This window comes from Candidatus Planktophila lacus, from assembly GCF_002287925.1.
GTDB lineage: Bacteria > Actinomycetota > Actinomycetes > Nanopelagicales > Nanopelagicaceae > Planktophila > Planktophila lacus.
In genome coordinates this window covers 379,444-396,645 of record NZ_CP016769.1, presented here as the reverse complement: position 1 = coordinate 396,645, position 17,202 = coordinate 379,444, and the positions used below count along the sequence as shown (strand labels likewise).

At 48.1% G+C, this 17,202-nt stretch carries 16 protein-coding genes and 1 tRNA gene; 6 read left to right on the top strand and 11 right to left on the bottom strand.

The window, feature by feature from the left end:
- Positions 1 to 8 precede the first annotated feature (8 nt).
- Together A1s21148_RS01965 and A1s21148_RS01960 are read left to right on the top strand one after the other, a co-directional pair.
- Positions 9 to 281 carry a hypothetical protein gene (locus A1s21148_RS01965; protein ID WP_095670814.1) on the top strand — a complete coding sequence of 91 codons (273 nt, stop codon included), beginning with the start codon at positions 9 to 11 and terminating at the stop codon, positions 279 to 281.
- On the top strand, positions 278 to 1,900 hold the full coding sequence (locus A1s21148_RS01960; protein WP_095670813.1) for a glycoside hydrolase family 25 protein: 1,623 nt from the start codon (positions 278 to 280) through the stop codon (positions 1,898 to 1,900). The genes A1s21148_RS01965 and A1s21148_RS01960 overlap by 4 nt, the downstream gene beginning before the upstream one ends.
- On the opposite strand, the gene A1s21148_RS01955 is transcribed toward A1s21148_RS01960, so the two are convergent.
- Entirely contained in the window at positions 1,897 to 3,558 is a 1,662-nt protein-coding gene (locus A1s21148_RS01955) for a glycerol-3-phosphate dehydrogenase/oxidase (protein WP_095670812.1), read from the bottom strand. The two genes, A1s21148_RS01960 and A1s21148_RS01955, sit on opposite strands and share 4 nt — an antisense overlap.
- A gap of 50 nt (positions 3,559 to 3,608) precedes the next feature.
- Between A1s21148_RS01955 and glpK the strand changes: the two genes are divergently transcribed.
- From glpK to galK, 3 genes are read left to right on the top strand one after another with little or no spacing between them, the layout of a single operon-like run.
- The gene (gene glpK, locus A1s21148_RS01950) at positions 3,609 to 5,108 is read left to right on the top strand and encodes a glycerol kinase GlpK (RefSeq protein WP_095670811.1); all 1,500 of its coding nucleotides are present in this window, start codon (positions 3,609 to 3,611) and stop codon (positions 5,106 to 5,108) included.
- Between the two features lie 39 nt (positions 5,109 to 5,147).
- The gene (gene galT, locus A1s21148_RS01945; RefSeq protein ID WP_095670810.1) at positions 5,148 to 6,260 is read left to right on the top strand and encodes a galactose-1-phosphate uridylyltransferase; all 1,113 of its coding nucleotides are present in this window, start codon (positions 5,148 to 5,150) and stop codon (positions 6,258 to 6,260) included.
- Entirely contained in the window at positions 6,247 to 7,380 is a 1,134-nt protein-coding gene (galK, locus tag A1s21148_RS01940) for a galactokinase (RefSeq protein ID WP_095670809.1), read from the top strand. The genes galT and galK overlap by 14 nt, the downstream gene beginning before the upstream one ends.
- Here the strand turns inward: galK and A1s21148_RS01935 are convergent.
- The 10 genes from A1s21148_RS01935 to A1s21148_RS01890 all read right to left on the bottom strand — a co-directional run bounded on the left by A1s21148_RS01935 (position 7,377) and on the right by A1s21148_RS01890 (position 16,429).
- Positions 7,377 to 7,613 carry an ACT domain-containing protein gene (locus tag A1s21148_RS01935; RefSeq protein ID WP_095670808.1) on the bottom strand — a complete coding sequence of 79 codons (237 nt, stop codon included), beginning with the start codon at positions 7,611 to 7,613 and terminating at the stop codon, positions 7,377 to 7,379. The two genes, galK and A1s21148_RS01935, sit on opposite strands and share 4 nt — an antisense overlap.
- Before the next feature lie 36 nt (positions 7,614 to 7,649).
- Complete coding sequence (locus tag A1s21148_RS01930) at positions 7,650 to 8,765, bottom strand: S1C family serine protease (RefSeq protein WP_095670807.1); 1,116 nt, start codon at positions 8,763 to 8,765, stop codon at positions 7,650 to 7,652.
- 56 nt (positions 8,766 to 8,821) lie between these two features.
- Complete coding sequence (locus tag A1s21148_RS01925) at positions 8,822 to 9,676, bottom strand: Rieske 2Fe-2S domain-containing protein (RefSeq protein WP_095670806.1); 855 nt, start codon at positions 9,674 to 9,676, stop codon at positions 8,822 to 8,824.
- A gap of 37 nt (positions 9,677 to 9,713) precedes the next feature.
- A tRNA-Asn gene (locus A1s21148_RS01920) sits at positions 9,714 to 9,789 on the bottom strand.
- Positions 9,790 to 9,844: 55 nt separating this feature from the next.
- A complete protein-coding gene (gene dnaG / locus A1s21148_RS01915; protein ID WP_095670805.1) occupies positions 9,845 to 11,692 on the bottom strand; it encodes a DNA primase in 1,848 nt (615 codons plus the stop codon).
- A gap of 28 nt (positions 11,693 to 11,720) precedes the next feature.
- On the bottom strand, positions 11,721 to 12,950 hold the full coding sequence (locus A1s21148_RS01910) for a deoxyguanosinetriphosphate triphosphohydrolase (RefSeq protein WP_095670804.1): 1,230 nt from the start codon (positions 12,948 to 12,950) through the stop codon (positions 11,721 to 11,723).
- 4 nt (positions 12,951 to 12,954) lie between these two features.
- Positions 12,955 to 13,578, bottom strand: a complete 624-nt coding sequence (locus tag A1s21148_RS01905) for a YdcF family protein (RefSeq protein WP_095670803.1) — start codon at positions 13,576 to 13,578, stop codon at positions 12,955 to 12,957.
- On the bottom strand, positions 13,575 to 14,711 hold the full coding sequence (gene dusB, locus A1s21148_RS01900) for a tRNA dihydrouridine synthase DusB (protein WP_095670802.1): 1,137 nt from the start codon (positions 14,709 to 14,711) through the stop codon (positions 13,575 to 13,577). The genes A1s21148_RS01905 and dusB overlap by 4 nt, the downstream gene beginning before the upstream one ends.
- 3 nt (positions 14,712 to 14,714) lie before the next feature.
- Entirely contained in the window at positions 14,715 to 16,094 is a 1,380-nt protein-coding gene (locus tag A1s21148_RS01895) for a glycine--tRNA ligase (protein ID WP_095670801.1), read from the bottom strand.
- A gap of 59 nt (positions 16,095 to 16,153) precedes the next feature.
- Positions 16,154 to 16,429 carry an antibiotic biosynthesis monooxygenase family protein gene (locus tag A1s21148_RS01890; RefSeq protein WP_095670800.1) on the bottom strand — a complete coding sequence of 92 codons (276 nt, stop codon included), beginning with the start codon at positions 16,427 to 16,429 and terminating at the stop codon, positions 16,154 to 16,156.
- Positions 16,430 to 16,461: 32 nt separating this feature from the next.
- On the opposite strand from A1s21148_RS01890, the gene A1s21148_RS01885 reads away from it, so the two are divergent.
- Positions 16,462 to 17,199, top strand: a complete 738-nt coding sequence (locus tag A1s21148_RS01885) for a ZIP family metal transporter (RefSeq protein WP_095670799.1) — start codon at positions 16,462 to 16,464, stop codon at positions 17,197 to 17,199.
- Positions 17,200 to 17,202 lie beyond the last annotated feature (3 nt).

Here is a 17,202-nt window from a genome sequence, read left to right as displayed (position 1 = left end):
TTTGTGCCATGTCGACTTCCCTTTCTTTGGCTGAACTTCGTAGCCGGTGGAATGATGTTTTGGACCATCTTGAGTCGCACGATCGCGTAGCTTGGATCGCCTACTTCGATGCTCGCCTTGCCGAATTCGATGGAACTACCTTGAAATTAGATTTCTCTGATGCCCGCAAATTCTCTGGCGGGCACGAATACTCTCCTACTCGAGTAAAGCTAGAGAACTCACTTAAAGCCTCAATCCAAGAAATTCTATCTACGTCGATTGAAATTGAGGAATTAGCATGAAAAAAATAATTTCGGTGCTTGTCATGAGCCTTGCGCTCTTCTCAATTCAAACTGTTTCAACTAACGCTGCTACATCGAAGTTGAGTTTGACTGTCCTTCAAACTCCGGGCGGCGAAGAACCAGTTGTTACTCTCTATGGAAATTTAAAGCCAGCAAAATCTGCGGTAAAAGTAGAGATCCAGATCCAGTTAAATGGCAAATGGCAAGATACGAGGTTTTCAACAAGAAGTGCACGGGTTGGAACTTGGAAAGTTGTCGCTGTCGCCACCGCGCTAAATGCCCAAGTTAAATACCGTGCGAAGGTAAAAATAGGCTCAAAAAGTATTTATTCAAATATCCGTGAGATAACAGTCCGCTCTGTTCCTGAAATTTCTAGCGCTTCATCAACAGTAATGATTGATCAGCTCGGTCCAGGTGGGCGAATCCACGGCTCTGATGTAAGTCGCTGGCAACATCCAAATGGCGCACCGATTGATTTTGTTAAGAAGTACAGTGCTGGAATGCGCTTTGTAATGATCAAAGCATCGGATTCTCGCGATGAAGCAGATGCACTTGCCTTGAAATATGTGATCATGGATAGATTGGCCGCGCAGGCTGCAGGAATGTATACCGGTTTCTACCATTATGCTGTTTTGCCAGATGTAAAGACAGATGCTGAAGTAATCACGGATGCGCAAACCCAGGCGCAGAAAGTTATCTGGCGCCTCGGCGCACTTGGCGGCTACAACGATCGCGACCTTCCTTACGCACTCGATTTAGAGAATAACTGTGTGCGTCTGTCTGGGAAAACTTGTGCCAGATACCTACCAAAGGCACAGATAACTCTCTGGGCAAAAACTTTCCTTAAGGTGCTGCGCGAAAAAACAGACCGCATGCCAATCTTGTATTCATACCCGAGCTTCCTGGAAGGTGCGATGGTCCGTGATAACGAGCTGCGCCAATATCCACTCTGGCTAGCGCAATATGGAATTGACCCTGCCGATCCACTTGGACAGCCTGGGCTTAAGGAGGGCGGTTGCTATGTGCACTCTTGGACCGCTGCTAACTGCTCATCACAATGGATCATCTGGCAATACTCATCTTGCGGTATCGCACCAAAGTATGGAGTTCCCGGTTCGCGCCTTGATTTAAATGTATTCCGAGGAGAGCCAAGCGCCTTCCTAGATTTGGTCAAGGGCAGTTGGTTTCCTGAAGTAGTTGATCAGATGCCAATCAATGAAACAAGCACATTGGTATTTAAGAATGTGAAATTTACGACCAGTGATAAACCTGTGACGTTAGAGGTTGATGTAACTCGCCCAGATGGAAAACCCGTTGTTACAGGCACAGTTCGTTTCTATACCAACTCCGATAATCCAATCGAACCTAAGCCAGTTCAAACGGTGGTTAGATCAACTAGCGGATCTTGGAAGCTAACTATTAAGGGAATACCTGCGGGAACATGGACCGGGCGAATCGGATTTAAAGATGCAACTGGTACCCACGCAGAAAGTCGATCACCAATTACGCTATCGATTTTGCCAGGAGATCCAAACCTACCAACACCTACTCCGAAGCCAACTGTTGCTCCTACAAAGAAGCCAACTACTGATGGATGCAGGAATCAGATAAAGAATTAGCGAGTACGAGTAAGCAATTTATCTAACGCTGCTCGTTCGTTCTTTAAATGGCTTGTAAATTCGGAAACTGAAGCTTTCTTCGCCGCGGCATCCCAACCCAATATCGGTGCGATCAGCGTGGCAACTGTTGCGGCAATCGCTTCGCCACCATCGCTTGCTTCAAATGCAATTCGCGTGCGGCGCGAGAGAACATCATCAACGCTCTGTGCTCCTTCATGGGTTACTGCATAAATGATCTCTGCTTTTAGATAGGCAAGTTCTGGCGTGAGCGGTTCTGCCATCTTCTTATCTGCGTCGATGATTTCAAATATTTCGTTAATTAGCGATCCGTAGCGATCTAGGAGATGAGTAATTGTTGTTTGCGCTATGCCACTCATCTGCGCCAACTGCGCACTCTGCTGAACTAGAGCAAAGTAACCATCAGCGCCAATTGCAGGTAATTTCTCGGTAATTGATTCAGCAACGATCCGGCGTAGATCGTTAACGGCTAGATCAATAACATCCTTACCCATAACGCGATAGGTGGTGTACTTGCCGCCAGCGATACTTACAAATCCTGGGACCGGGCGATCGACAGTGTGTTCGCGTGAGAGTTTTGTAGTTGTGGATCCTGCTGCGTTAGCCACCAGCGGACGCAAGCCAGCATAAACACCGAGAATATCCGCGGCATCAATTTTGGGGTGTAGAACGCGATTTGCCTGATCAATTATGTATTCAACATCTTCTTTTGTGGCGACCGGGTTGGTGCGATCTGCCTTATATGGAGTATCTGTTGTACCGACAATCCATTTATCGGCCCAAGGAATAATAAATAAGACTGAAACTGAAGTCTTTAGAATGATTCCGGCCTCAGATTTAATCGCACTCTTGGGCAACACGATATGAGCGCCTTTACTCATGGCAACTTTATAGCCAGGTTTAATTCCAAATTTCTCATGGAGTTCATCGCTCCAAACGCCTGCGCACATCACAGTTACCTTGGCGCTAACAGTTATCTTCTTGCCAGAGTTAAGGTCGCGAACTTTTGCACCAACTACGCGCTTTCCATCGCGAATTAGCTCCTCACATTGCACACGAGTGGCGATGATTGCACCGTGACGTGCGGCGGTACGTGCGACCACCAAGGTGTGACGAGCATCATCTACTTGAGCATCAAAGTACTTAATTGCGCCGTTGATTAGATCGCCACGTAAAGATGGCGCGATAGTTGCGATCTTCTTTTCACTTAAATGTTTATGCCAAGGAAGTGCGCGCTGAAAACCACGGAGCACATCGTAGAGAGCAAGGCCGGCGCCGACATAGGTGCGTTCGCGATACTTTTCATGGAGCGGATATAAAAATCCAACAGGCTTAACTAGATGCGGTGCTAAGGATGAAACCATTAACTCGCGCTCATGCAGCGCTTCGCGGACTAACTTGAAATCATATTGTTCGAGGTAACGAAGGCCACCGTGAATTAACTTGCTTGAGCGGCTTGATGTACCGGCTGCAATATCTTGGTTTTCTACGAGAGCTACTTTTAATCCGCGTGATGCGGCATCTAACGCTGCACCAACACCGGTGACTCCCCCGCCAATAATTAATACATCGAATTCATCTGATGCCAAAGACTTAAGGGCGGCGATACGTTGCGCAGGATTTAACTGCGAATCAAACATTTACTCTCCCGCCCTACCGTCTCGAATACTTTCGTTATAGGCTTAAGGATATGTCATATATAGCCAGTCTTGATCAAGGAACGAGCAGCACTCGTTGCATGATCTTTGATAAATCAGGCGCTGTTATTGCTATAGCCCAAAAGGAACACCAACAATTCACCCCTCACCCTGGTTGGGTAGAGCACGATGCTGGTGAGATCTGGCAGAACACACAATCGGTGATCAAAGAAGCAATTGCTGCCGCTGAAAAAAAGGCCAGTCTGGATTCAATAGAGATAAGCGCGATCGGCATTACCAATCAACGCGAAACGATCGTGGCCTGGGATGCGCAGACCGGTAAAGCGCTACATCACGCAATTGTTTGGCAAGATACCCGGACCGCTGATTTCCTAGATGGCCTATCTCAATCAGATAAAGAACTCCTTACTAGCCGCACCGGCCTTGCGATTGCGCCATATTTTTCAGCAAGCAAAATCAATTGGCTGCTAAATAATGTGGATTCGGTTAAACGGGCGCTAGCCGCAGGAACCCTGCGGATTGGCACGATTGATTCTTGGCTCACTTGGAATCTATCTGACGGTCTGCACATAACAGATGTAACAAATGCATCGCGCACCATGCTTATGAACTTGCAGACTCTTGCTTGGGATAGCGAGCTGCTGGCGATCTTTGATATCCCATTAGCAATTTTGCCTGAGATCAAATCATCATCTGAAGTGTATGGAGAATCTATTAAGAGCGGTCCCTTTGCAGCCCAAATTCCTATTGCAGGAATTCTTGGCGATCAACATGCTGCCATGGTTGGCCAAGCCTGTTTTGAAAAGGGAAGTTCCAAGACTACTTATGGCACCGGTAACTTTGCGCTGCTAAATACCGGAACTGAAATAGTTCGCTCCAAACATGGTCTCTTAACAACAGTCTGCTTCAAATTCGGCGACCAACCTGCTCAATATGCTCTTGAAGGCTCAGTTGCGGTAACTGGCTCAGCTATTCAATGGTTACGTGATCAACTCGGAATAATTTCATCTGCATCTGAAGTCGAAGCACTTGCGCTACAGGTTAAAGACTCTGGTGGTGTTTATTTCGTGCCCGCCTTCTCTGGTTTATTTGCACCGTATTGGCGCAGCGATGCGCGCGGAGTAATTGTTGGTCTAACTCGCGCCACAACTAAGGCACACCTAGCCCGTGCTGCTTTGGATGCGATTTGCTATCAAACTATGGAGATCATGGAAGCGATGGTTGCAGATAGCGGCATTGCAATGACTGAGATGAAAGTTGATGGCGGTATAACTGCAAATCAACTATGTATGCAATTACAAGCAGATGTAATGGGCATAGATATCGTTAAACCTTTGATTACCGAGACCACGGCGCTCGGTGCGGCATATGCAGCGGGCTTAGCAATTGGTTTCTGGAAATCAACAGATGAAGTTAAAGCGCAATGGCGCCAAGATCGGCGATGGCAGGCAGAAAGTGATGAGAAAACCCGAACCATTGGCGCAGCGCAATGGAAACGTGCAGTGGAGCGGACCTTTAACTGGGTTGAATAACGCTAAATCGCACCCGTTAAGGCTTAGAGTTAACCCATTATGAGCGAGCAGAAAAAGCTAAGCGCTGGAGTTATTCGCAACAATTTAGCGATGGCAGATGGCCGCACTATTCGGTATTACGACTCGCAAGGTCAATCTCGCTCAGCGCAAGATCAGCGCCCTAAGGAAGAGCAACCTGGCATCGGCGAACTTCGCCTTGATCCGCTGCTAAATGAATGGGTTGTAATGGCGGCGCACCGACAGGGGCGGATCTTCTTGCCACCGAAAGAGTTATGTCCGCTCTGTCCAACTAAAGGTGAACTACTTACCGAAGTTCCTGATACAAATTATGAAGTTGTGGTCTTTGATAACCGCTCACCTTCGCTGCGCAAACCAGAGGGTGATTGGGCCGCCCCCGATATGGTCGGGCCAGAAACAGATGCCGGAACCGCTGCGGGAAAGTGCGAAGTAATCTGCTTTACCGATAACCATGGCGGTTCTTTTAAAGATTTAACGCCACAACGCGTGCGCGTTCTGCTTGAAGCGTGGATCGACCGCGTGCGCGAACTCTCACAAGAGCCATATATCCATCACATCGCACCATTTGAAAATCGTGGTGAAGAAGTTGGCGTAACTCTCTCTCACCCACACGGCCAAATTTATGCCTATTCGTATCTGCCTTCGCGAGTTCAGAAGATGCTGGCAGTTGCACGCAAATATATGGATGAAACCGGCAAAGTTTTATTTGATGATGTGCTTGCCCGCGAATTAAAAGACCAGGTTCGAATCGTTGCTAAGAACGCTCACTGGGTAGCCTTTGTTCCATATGCTGCTCGATATCCATTTGAAATACATGTGGCACCGCTTAATCCAGTTGCGGACTTGGCTGAACTAACTCCAGAACAAGCAGATGCTTTTCCAGAGATTTCGTTAGAAGTTATGCGTCGCTTAGATGGCGTCTTCGGAATTGATATGGCCTACATCGCAACCTGGCATCAAGCACCGGTGCGCGAAGGTCGCGATTTACTGCGCCTGCATTGGCAGATCACTAGCGTGCGCCGCGCACCCGGAAAGTTAAAGTATTTAGCAGGTAGCGAATCTGCGATGGGTGCATTCATCATGGATCTAAAGCCTGAACAATCTGCAGGTCAGTTGCGAGATGTTGAGCTCTGATTTCACAGCGCTCTTTGGGCAAGCACCAGAAATAATTTCCGAGGCGCCGGGGCGCGTTAATTTAATAGGCGAACATGTCGATTATTGCGATGGCTTTGTTATGCCATTTGCTATCAGCGATCGAACCTATGCAGCTATTAACCGACGCAGCGATCGAAAGATCCGAATCGCATCAGCACAACGTCCCGGTGAAATAATTGAAACTTCTCTTGATCAGATATCTCCTGATAAAGCTGGCGATTGGGAACGTTACATCTTGGGAGTTATCTGGGCCTTTGGCGATCGCATAACCACTGGCTTAGATATTTTGGTAGATGGCCGAGTCGCACTCGGCGCAGGTTTATCTTCATCTGCGGCGCTGGAATGTTCAATTGCAATCGCACTTAATCAATTATTTGCAGCAGATCTATCGCTACCTGATCTGGCGCGTTTAGCGCAACGTTCTGAAAATGACTATGTAGGAATGCCCTGCGGAATCATGGATCAATCGGTATCGCTAATGGCGCAGGCAGGTAGCGCGCTCCTACTTGATTGTCGCGACCTAAGCACCGAACAAATTCCTTTTGATCTAGCAAGTTCTGGCCTAGAGCTTTTAATTATTGATACCCGCGCCCATCACGCGCTAGTCGATGGTGGTTACGCCGAACGACGCGCTTCTTGCGAATCTGCAGCGGCAAAACTCGGCATAAAAGCGCTACGGGATTGCTCAGTGTCGCAATTAGAAAGTTCTCGCGGCAAGTTAACAGAACTTGAATATATGCGAGCCGAACATGTTGTAAATGACATTGCCCGCGTGCACCAATGCGTCGCACACCTTAAACGCTCTGATTTCAAATCAGTTGGCGAAATATTGACCCAATCACACGCATCGTTACGTGATCTCTTTGAAATATCTTGCCCCGAATTAGATCTCGCTGTTGCAACCGCTCTCGCCAATAAATCACTGGGCGGGCGAATGATTGGTGGCGGTTTTGGGGGAAGCGCTATAGCGCTCTTTAAAGTTGCCGATATTGATCAAGCAAAAGTGGCGATATCTGCGGCGTTTAATTCAGCAGGTTTTACTGAACCAAGATTTTTCACTTCTCTACCAAGTAGTGGTGCAGGGCTAATTAGTCATTAAAGAGCGTTAACTGAGATAACTTCAACTCCACCAATGGCGCCAAGTACCTCAAGCAAATCTGTTGGATCAGTTCCCGGAACGGCAACGGTTACTTCGTCAAAACCACGGCCATCCTCAGATTTCAGAACAGTTAAGCCACGGATATCTGCACCGGCTGCGCCAATTGCAGATGCCAGCAACCCAAGCGCACCTGGGCGATCTGGAAGAGAGATCTCTAACTTAAATAACGCCATGGGTGAAGGCTACCGCGCACCTAACTTTTAGGTGAATTAAACCGCGGGAGCTGTTCCGAGTGTGACCTTGTAGGTCTTTGATGATCCATCAGGCAAGGTCATTACCACTGTAATAACTGCACCTGGTGCGTACGAACGGATCTTCACAATGGCAGCATCACGATTGGCGATCTTTACGCCATCGATTGATTTGATGATGGAACCAACAACGATGCCAGCCTTTTCTGCGCCCTCACCAGGAGTTAACTGCAAGATCTTTGCTTGGGTATCTGCTGTTACATCATCGAAGACAACGCCCATCACTGGACGTGTTGACTTGCCAGTTGCAATGATTTCATCGATAACGCGCTTTGCCTCATTGATCGGAATTGAGAATCCCAAGCCGATGCTGCCGCTGACTCCACCTGAAGTGAGAGTGGCAATTGCAGAGTTAACGCCGATGATTCGACCTTGCGCATCAACGAGTGCACCACCAGAGTTACCTGGATTGATTGCCGCATCAGTTTGAATCGCATTTACATAAGATGTGGAATCAGTTGTTCCAGCTGTAACTGGGCGATTAAGGGCAGAGATAATTCCTTGGGTTACGGTATTTGCAAGCCCTAGCGGTGAACCAATTGCTAAAACTTCTTCGCCTACGCTGATCTTAGAAGAATCACCAAGTGCAATTGCTGGCAAATTACCCTTCTTTACCTGCAAGACGGCGATGTCATACATGCGATCACGGCCCACAATAGTTGCAGCAATTTCACTGCCATCAGCAAACTCAACTTTTATTGTGCCGCTAGTTGCGGCTGCTTCAACTACGTGGTTATTGGTGATGATGTAGCTAATAGTCGAATTGGATTTATAGATCGATCCTGATCCGGTTCCTCCGCCTGATGCAGTCTTTACGGAGATTGAAACCACAGATGGTGTGACTAGCGCTGAAATTGTCTTGGCATTTATAGAGTTATTGCCAATTTCGATTGCAGTCTTGTTTACAGGGCAAGAGTTGCTCTTGGCTAAAGTCAAAGCCTGGGTGCGGTTGTCGGCACAAACTACAACGCTGCCTGCGGAAGTTGTGGTCGCGGCGGTTGCAACGGTTCCGGCCAAGAGAGCGCCGGCAACAAAAGCGATAGTTACTTTTAGAGGTGTGCGTGTGATTTTCATGGCTTGATCATCTCTCTTATTTCTTAGCGAATCCTGTGATTTCGGTGTAAAGATTATTAGGCTTCTACGATCCAGGCACCTTCAACGGCTACCTTAATCTTAGGTAGCGGCTTATTTGTAGGGCCTGTCACAACTGTTCCATCATTTCCTGGATCAAATACCGCACCATGGCATCCGCATTGCAGATTCTTAGATGCTGAGTTGTATTGCACGGTACATCCTTCATGGGTACAGACTGCTGAATATGCATAAACTCCCGTTTTACTCTTAAATAAAACTGCAGGTGAACCTGATTTAGAAGTGAAGTTATGTATCTTACCGACCGCTAGTGACGCGTCTTCAATGATTTTTGCGGGGCCAGCACTCACCGCTGCCGCTTTCTTAGGGAACAAGCGTCCAAGACCAACACCCACAACGGTTAGTGCGGCAATCGATGAAACGCGGATAAAGCCGCGGCGATCAATTGAGATATTGCTCTTGCGACGAGAGCCGTAGAGGAATAAGAAATAAGTGAACCAAAAAACCGTGTAGACCGAATTGCTTGCTAAGAAATATGGCTGAACGTTCCATGTACTAGACAGCCATAGAAATAGGGAGGTTAAAAAACCGCCAAAGGCTGCCCATGTTGGCGCTATCCAAAGAAGTGTTGCAAAGCCGATTGCAAATTCGGCAACCATCACCAAAATACCAACCTGAGTTGCGTGATCTAAAATTTTATTGAGTAAGAAATCAATCGGTGAATTTTGCGCGTATGCAGCAAGTTGTGATCCGATAAATGTTGGCGAACCAGAAGTTAAAAATCCGGGATCACTTGCCTTATCCCAACCGGCATAGATCCAAGTAGCTCCAAGCCAGAGGCGCATAACGCGCAGCGGCCAGAGTTGATTGCTCCATGAGGCTTTTAACTTCATAAACTCAATTTAGACCCTTAAGGTCTAAATCTCTTGCTGGCTGCCCCACCTGGCCTCGATCCAGGGACATCCGAATTAACAGTTCGGCGCTCTACCAACTGAGCTATGGGGCAAAGATTTACAACTTGTCGTGCAGGCGCACACTCTAGCGCACGAGGCGCAGTGGGTCTAAATCGAGCGAAGCGCGAGATCGTGCAGACCGCGGCGGGTGGTCTCAAGGGCCACCAGGCTAGCGAAGGCTTGGTTGTACTCCTGCTCATTTTCTACAGGATTTAACCGTTGCAGCGAAGATTTAAGTTCTGCGATCGCTCGCGAGATTCCAACTTCGCGCAGGCGCGCAACAATGCTTTCTACATAATGGCCAGTGACCTCACCATCGGCGCGAATCGGCTCGACATTTAATTCGGTAAAGAGCGCGCGCATATTCTCATCTGAGATTTGTTCAATCTCAATCGAACTCTGCTCATCAACTGCAGCAATTATCTGCGCCAATTGAATGTAGGCCGGATGTGTAAAGGCGCCACTTTCAATCTCTCGCCAATTTGATATCAAAGATGGCATCTGCAGACGCGCCTTCAATACTTCACGTTCCAGAATTAAACGCGGCTCTTGTGGATTTGGGCGCCACTGCACTTGTGGCGCTTCTTCTTCACCATTTACAACTGGCGCGCTCTGTTGTGGCTGGCGCTTAACACCTTGCGCAACGGCAGATGAAACTGTCTCGACTTCAACGCCTAACCAACCAGCAAGCAAACGTGTGTACTCGGGGCGAAGTGACTTGTCGCGAATCTGCGCAACTAACGGCGCAGTTGCATTTAGCGCGTTAACGCGACCTTCAGCCGAATCTAATTTATGAAGCGCAAGCTCAGTACGTATCGCAAACTCAAATAGCGGAACGCGCTTAGCAATCAAATCGCGTAGCGCTAGATCGCCTTTCTGTTGGCGCAGATCGCATGGATCTAACCCATTTGGCTCAACGGCCACAAAGGTTTGAGTTACAAACTTTTGATCTTCTGTAAAGGCGCGCATCGCAGCCTTTTGGCCTGCCGCATCACCATCGAAGGTGAAGATAACTTCTCCGCGGAAAGCATCGTCATCCATAAGTAAACGGCGGATGATGCGGATGTGGTCTGCACCAAATGCAGTGCCACAAGTTGCAACTGCCGTCGTTATTCCAGCTAACTGCGCTGCCATTACATCTGTGTAGCCTTCAACGATTACAACCTGGCGCTTTTTGGCGATCTCTTTCTTCGCCATATCAAGGCCGTAAAGGACTTGGCTCTTCTTATAAATCGGGGTTTCAGATGTATTTAAATACTTAGGACCCTGATCTTCTTCATCGCTGGCGAGCTTTCGCGCACCAAAACCAACGACGTCGCCAGAGATATCTCTAATCGGCCAGGTAAGGCGATTGCGGAATTTATCAATCGGTCCGCGCTGTCCCATCTTAGAAAGCCCTGCAGTTTCAAGTTCATCGATAGTAAATCCTTGTTCGCGCAAGAACTTAGTTAGGCCATCCCACTCATCTGGGGCGTAACCAACTCCAAAAGTTTCGCAGGCGCCTTTATCAAATCCACGCTTGGTCATTAGCTCGCGTGCATGTGCGGCAAGTGGTGAAGTATTTAACTGTTCTTGGTAGAACTTTGCGGCCAGTGCATTTGCAGCAATTAAGCGAGAGCGATTGCCGGCGGGTGCTGGTGTGAAATTTCCTTGCTCATAGCGCAATTGATAGCCCATACGATCAGCAAGGCGTTCAATAGTTTCGGTAAAACTCAAGTGATCTATCTTCATTAAGAAAGCGATTACATCGCCACTTGCCTGACAACCAAAGCAGTGGAAGAAGCCTTTACTTGGGGTTACATGAAATGAAGGTGATTTCTCATCGTGGAAAGGACAGAGCCCTTTCTTCTGACCGCCACCGGCAGATTTGAGTTGTACATAATCTGCGATGACTTCATCGATAGGTGAGCGCTCGCGCACATGCGCAACATCTTCTTCCTTAATGCGTCCGCTCATAAATACATGTTATCTCTCTAGACCGATATCAGAGCGCGCTCAAGCGGGCATGGAGCGCGTAGGCGCCGGGGTCGGTCAGGCTAGCCACTTGGTCGATGATGATGCGCATGCGCGCGGTCTCATCGCTGGAGCGTTCCCAATCTTTAACGAAGATCGAGTCCAGTGAAGTTGCAGCGTGCTTATGCAACATCTCAACTAGCTCCTTAATAACGATCTGCTGCTTGGCATAACGCTCTTGCGAAATTGCAGCGTTGATTAAGTAATGACCGGCCACTGCCTTCAGGAAATCTACTTCCACTTCTTGTTCGCGTGGAATAACTAGATCTGCATCGTATCGGCGGAGCGCACCATTACCGTGGACTTTTCGAGTTTCAAGTTCGGCGGCAAGCACAAAGCGACCGATGAGTTGTGAAGTTGAATCTTTCAGGCGAGCAAGTGAGCGATGGCTGCCATCGTAATAACGCGGCCAGCAAAAAAGTTGTTGCAGACGTTGCAAAGCCGCTGCTGCTTCATCTTTAGTTGCAGTTGAGCCATAACCATCGCACATCTCTTTATGCAAGATATCGAAGTCGCGTTCAAAGTTATCGACCTTAACTTGTCCAACAAATATCGCATCTTCTAGATCGTGTACCGAATAAGCACAGTCATCGGACCAATCCATAATCTGTGCTTCGATACATTTACGATCAGATGGTGCACCTTGGCGCATCCAATTGAAGATCTCGACATCATCGTCATAGACCCCAAATTTACGTGGGTTAATCGCGCGCGGCCAGGGATATTTTGTTGCCGCATCAAGTGATGCTCTAGTTAAATTCAAGCCAACACTTGAACCATCTTCATCAACAGTCTTTGCTTCAATGCGAGTAAGTAAGCGAAAGCTCTGAGCATTTCCTTCAAAGCCACCAAAATCTTTAGCGACTTCAGCTAACGCTTCTTCACCGTTGTGGCCAAATGGTGGATGGCCTAAATCATGCGAGAGACAAGCAGTTTCAAGTAAGTCGGGATCTGCACCAAGTGATTCACCGAGTTCGCGACCAATCTGCGCACATTCTAAAGAGTGTGAAAGGCGAGTACGTTGAAAATCATTCTCCCAAGGAACAGCTACTTGCGTTTTTGCAGCTAAGCGACGCAGCGCTGCTGAGTGAATAACGCGTGCGCGATCGCGCATAAATTCGGTTCGGCCAGGGCGCTTGGCAGGTTCAAAGAGAAAACGCTCTTGATCTTTCTCTGAGTAATTCTCTGTACCGCTGCTCATAGCCCTACCCTAAATGATCGCTGATATGAATGCCGCGTCTGCCTAAGGTCACATACGAGAGATAAGCCCCGGTTTCCCGCACTAAATAGCGCTTTCCGGAATTCTCCAAGGAGTTTGGACCAGTCTTTACTGGCGAGCAGGTTGCGACCACGCCTAAATCATTAGCCATCGTCATTGCACGGCGGCAATGAAATGGATCGGTAACGATGATTACATCTTTCCAATCTTTGACCTTCATAAACTTTACATAGTTTTCAGTTGAGACCCAAGTATCGCGTCCAACTTCGAGCGAAGTTACATTGCGCGACTTAACACCATTATTTGATAACCAATACTTTCCAGATGCTGCTTCCGTTGTGCGATCACCAGGAGCGCCGGCACCAACGGTAATAATCTGTGGAGCCAGACCGAGTTCATAAATTCGTTTCGCCTCTTGCAGACGCGCTTCTAGAACTTCACCTGGTCGTCCATTTAATTGCGCTGCACCTAATACAACTATTACATCGCCCTTGCGAGTCAGCGGATTATTTGCTGCTTGCCAGGTCACGCCTAACGCGTACAGAGGTACAGCGATAACAATCAAAAGTACTGCAGCAATTACGCGGCGAATTATTTTAAAGAAGATCATCCGCCCGAAAACGCATCTTCTAATTCAACTGAAACATCTTCATCTGGATCTAACAACCAACCATCAGGCAGAGTTGGCGGACGGCCATGGCTAACGCGACCACGTGGCTTTTCAGCGACTTCAACTGGATATGGCTGATCTGTTAACTGATCTAGCAAAGTGCGAAGTTCGGCTAGAGATGAATGCATTCCGAATTGGCGGCGAAGCTCACTTGGAACTCTAAAGCCCTTTAAATACCAAGCCATATGTTTGCGCAGGTCACGACAACCACGATCTTCTGATTCAAAGTAATCAACGATTAATTCAGCGTGACGGAACATAACTTCGCGAACTTCAAAGAGCGATGGTAGGACTCGCTTATCGCCGCCTTTAAAGGATTCAACAAGATCGGCAAATAACCAAGGGCGCCCTAAACATCCGCGACCAACAACGACGCCGGCACAACCTGTCTGTTCCATCATCGCTATGCCATCGGCGCCCGACCAGATATCGCCATTTCCAAGTACAGGAGTTCCGGTTGGCTTTAAGTGTTCAACTAAACGCGCGATCGCCGACCAATCAGCTTTTCCTTCATACATTTGTTCTGCAGTGCGCGCATGCAGTGCAACCCAGGCAACGCCGCTATCTGATGCTGACTTGGCAGCTTCTAAATATGTGTGGTGATCGGTATCAATACCGATACGCATCTTTACAGTCACTGGAATACCAAATGGTTTTGCCGCTTGCACTGCTGCATCAACAATAGATGAAAATAACTTTCGCTTGTAAGGCAGCGCTGCTCCCCCACCTTTGCGAGTCACCTTCGGAACCGGACAACCAAAGTTCATATCAATGTGATCGGCTAAATTCTCTTTACCGATCATGGTTACTGCGGCGCGCATCGTGTGCGGATCAACGCTGTACAACTGAACCGAACGCGGCCATTCTCCGGCGCCGGGAGCGATCATGCGCAAGGTATCCGGCCTTCTCTCAATTAAAGCGCGTGCAGTAACCATTTCAGAGATAAATAACCCAGCTCCTTGTTCGCGACAGAGCGCGCGAAAAGCAGAGTTGGTAATACCCGCCATCGGCGCAAGGACTACCGGTGGATCAATTACATGGTCACCACTTGCAAGCGGCAGGGTTAACGACACGAATTAGCAACCCAAAAGTTTAGGAGCAAGCCAAGCTTCTACTTGATCAATAGCAATTCGCTCTTGCGCCATAGTGTCACGATCGCGGATTGTTACAGCTTGATCATCAAGTGTCTCAAAGTCGATGGTGATGCAATATGGAGTACCGATTTCATCCTGGCGACGGTAGCGACGACCGATTGCACCAGCATCATCAAAATCAATATTCCAGTTCTTACGCAATTGCGTAGCGAGATCGCGCGCCTTTGGCGAAAGATCGGCGTTACGTGAAAGTGGCAATACCGCCGCCTTCACTGGAGCTAAACGGTGATCGAGCTTAAGTACCGCACGCTTTTCCATCTCGCCCTTGGCATTTGGCGCTTCATCTTCCGTGAAGGCGTCCATCAAGAATGTAAGTGCGCAGCGGTCTACACCTGCTGCGGGTTCGATTACATATGGTGTCCAGCGTTCGTTCTTCTCTTGATCGAAGTAAGAAAGATCCTTACCTGATGCAGCAGAGTGCGCCTTTAGATCGAAATCGGTGCGGTTAGCAATACCTTCAAGCTCGCCCCATTCAGTGCCAGAAAATTCAAACTTGTATTCGATATCGGCTGTGCGCTTTGAATAATGAGATAACTTCTCTTTTGGGTGATCGTAGATACGCAGACGATCTGGATTAATCCCCAGATCCTTGTACCAAGCCAGGCGAGTATCGATCCAGTACTGGTGCCAATCTTCATCGGTTCCAGGTACTACGAAGAACTCCATCTCCATCTGCTCGAATTCGCGCGTACGGAAGATAAAGTTTCCAGGGGTAATTTCGTTACGGAAAGATTTACCGATCTGGCCGATACCAAAAGGTGGCTTGCGACGTGATGTCGTCATTACCTGGTCAAAGTTGATAAAGATTCCTTGCGCTGTTTCTGGGCGCAGATAAGCAAGACCTGATTCATCTTCAACTGGTCCAAGAAAAGTTTTTAGCAGACCTGAGAATTGCTTTGGAGTTGTGAACTGGCCTTTATTTCCGCAAGCTGGGCAGTTCATATCGGCAAGTGATTCAAGCTTCTTCTTATGCTTTGCTTCATATGCTTCTTCAAGATGGTCTGCGCGGTAACGCTTATTACAAGCAGTGCATTCGGTAAGCGGATCGCTAAAGGTTGCAACGTGTCCAGATGCTTCCCAAACTTCGCGCGCCAAGATCACACATGAGTCGAGGCCGACAACATCTTCGCGACCCATCACCATGGATTTCCACCATTGGCGCTTTACATTGTTCTTAAGTTCAACGCCGAGCGGGCCGTAATCCCAAGAGGCGCGAAGTCCGCCGTAAATTTCAGATGAGGGATAAACAAATCCACGTCGCTTGGCGAGGGAGACAATATTTTCTAAACGATCTACGGCCATTTCAAGAACTCCATCCGGCTGGCTGTCGGCGAATCACAACGGGCGTTGCTATCGTGGACTTAGTTTATCTCGTAGGCCCCTGGTTCATCAATTGAGCGCGCAAGTAAAGGAATCGCCTCCAACTTTGTACGCATAGCGCTTAGCGCACGTCGATAACTACCAACATTTTCCCAACGTGTAACAAGAGCCCATAAAGTTGATTGATCAAGGTTCTGCCCAAACTCACCATCAATAAATCCAGCACAGGATGCAAGGGCTTCATAGGCGATTTTTATCTCACCAGCAAAGGCTGTGCTCTCAGCAAGGGGTACTTCAAAGCGTGCAATAGCGATCATAGGCATAACAGTAATAGCGATATCCTTTCCGCATGAACATGGCGATCGCCTTTGCGGCAATTACCGTACTGGCGACTTTTTTTGGCGGATATGTTGCTCTCAAATCTAATGACCGCTTCCACTTAGTCCTCGGACTATCAGCCGGACTTCTGCTCGGCTTAGTTGGCTTTGACCTACTTCCTGAAGTCTTTGAGATGAATACCGATTCGATATTGGGTGTTCCACAAGTTTCAGTGGCAATACTTGTCGGCTTTTTGGCTCTACATATTATTGAAGGAATCTTCGGCGGCCACGAACCGGCCGAATCGGATTACGGTCACGATCACGAACACCACAACATCGCTGGAACACTCGGTGCAGTTGCAATGGGCGGCCACGTATTTCTCGATGGCATCGGTTTAGGTGTTGCATTTAAAGTCAGCAACTCACTTGGTTACGCAGTATTTCTTGCCATCATGGTGCACGCATTTAGCGATGGGTTAAATACTGTTTCGCTAATTGTGAAGAGTGGCCACTGGACCAAGAAGAGTTTGCGCCTACTCGGACTCGACGCAGTCGCGCGTATCGGTGGAGCAGCGGTTGGTTCTTATCTCGCACTAAATGATTCTTTACTTGCGCTTTACTTGGCGCTCTTCTCTGGCTTTGTTATCTACCTTGCGACTTCTCACATCTTGCCGGAAGCGCACTCTCGCCATTCATCGCGATGGACATTCTTTGCCACACTTCTTGGCGTAGTAATCATGTGGGGCGTCGTCTCCAGTATTGAGTAGTTG

Coding starts and splice junctions, on each gene's coding strand:
- A1s21148_RS01965 (WP_095670814.1), top strand. CDS start 9: ATGTCGACTTCCCTTTCTTTGGCTGAACTTCGTAGCCGGTGGAATGAT.
- A1s21148_RS01960 (WP_095670813.1), top strand. CDS start 278: ATGAAAAAAATAATTTCGGTGCTTGTCATGAGCCTTGCGCTCTTCTCA.
- A1s21148_RS01925 (WP_095670806.1), bottom strand. CDS start 9,676: ATGAAGTTAAAAGCCTCATGGAGCAATCAACTCTGGCCGCTGCGCGTT.
- A1s21148_RS01955 (WP_095670812.1), bottom strand. CDS start 3,558: ATGTTTGATTCGCAGTTAAATCCTGCGCAACGTATCGCCGCCCTTAAG.
- A1s21148_RS01910 (WP_095670804.1), bottom strand. CDS start 12,950: ATGAGCAGCGGTACAGAGAATTACTCAGAGAAAGATCAAGAGCGTTTT.
- A1s21148_RS01890 (WP_095670800.1), bottom strand. CDS start 16,429: ATGATCGCTATTGCACGCTTTGAAGTACCCCTTGCTGAGAGCACAGCC.
- A1s21148_RS01895 (WP_095670801.1), bottom strand. CDS start 16,094: ATGGCCGTAGATCGTTTAGAAAATATTGTCTCCCTCGCCAAGCGACGT.
- galT (WP_095670810.1), top strand. CDS start 5,148: ATGAGCGAGCAGAAAAAGCTAAGCGCTGGAGTTATTCGCAACAATTTA.
- A1s21148_RS01905 (WP_095670803.1), bottom strand. CDS start 13,578: ATGATCTTCTTTAAAATAATTCGCCGCGTAATTGCTGCAGTACTTTTG.
- galK (WP_095670809.1), top strand. CDS start 6,247: ATGTTGAGCTCTGATTTCACAGCGCTCTTTGGGCAAGCACCAGAAATA.
- A1s21148_RS01930 (WP_095670807.1), bottom strand. CDS start 8,765: ATGAAAATCACACGCACACCTCTAAAAGTAACTATCGCTTTTGTTGCC.
- dnaG (WP_095670805.1), bottom strand. CDS start 11,692: ATGAGCGGACGCATTAAGGAAGAAGATGTTGCGCATGTGCGCGAGCGC.
- glpK (WP_095670811.1), top strand. CDS start 3,609: ATGTCATATATAGCCAGTCTTGATCAAGGAACGAGCAGCACTCGTTGC.
- A1s21148_RS01935 (WP_095670808.1), bottom strand. CDS start 7,613: ATGGCGTTATTTAAGTTAGAGATCTCTCTTCCAGATCGCCCAGGTGCG.
- A1s21148_RS01885 (WP_095670799.1), top strand. CDS start 16,462: ATGAACATGGCGATCGCCTTTGCGGCAATTACCGTACTGGCGACTTTT.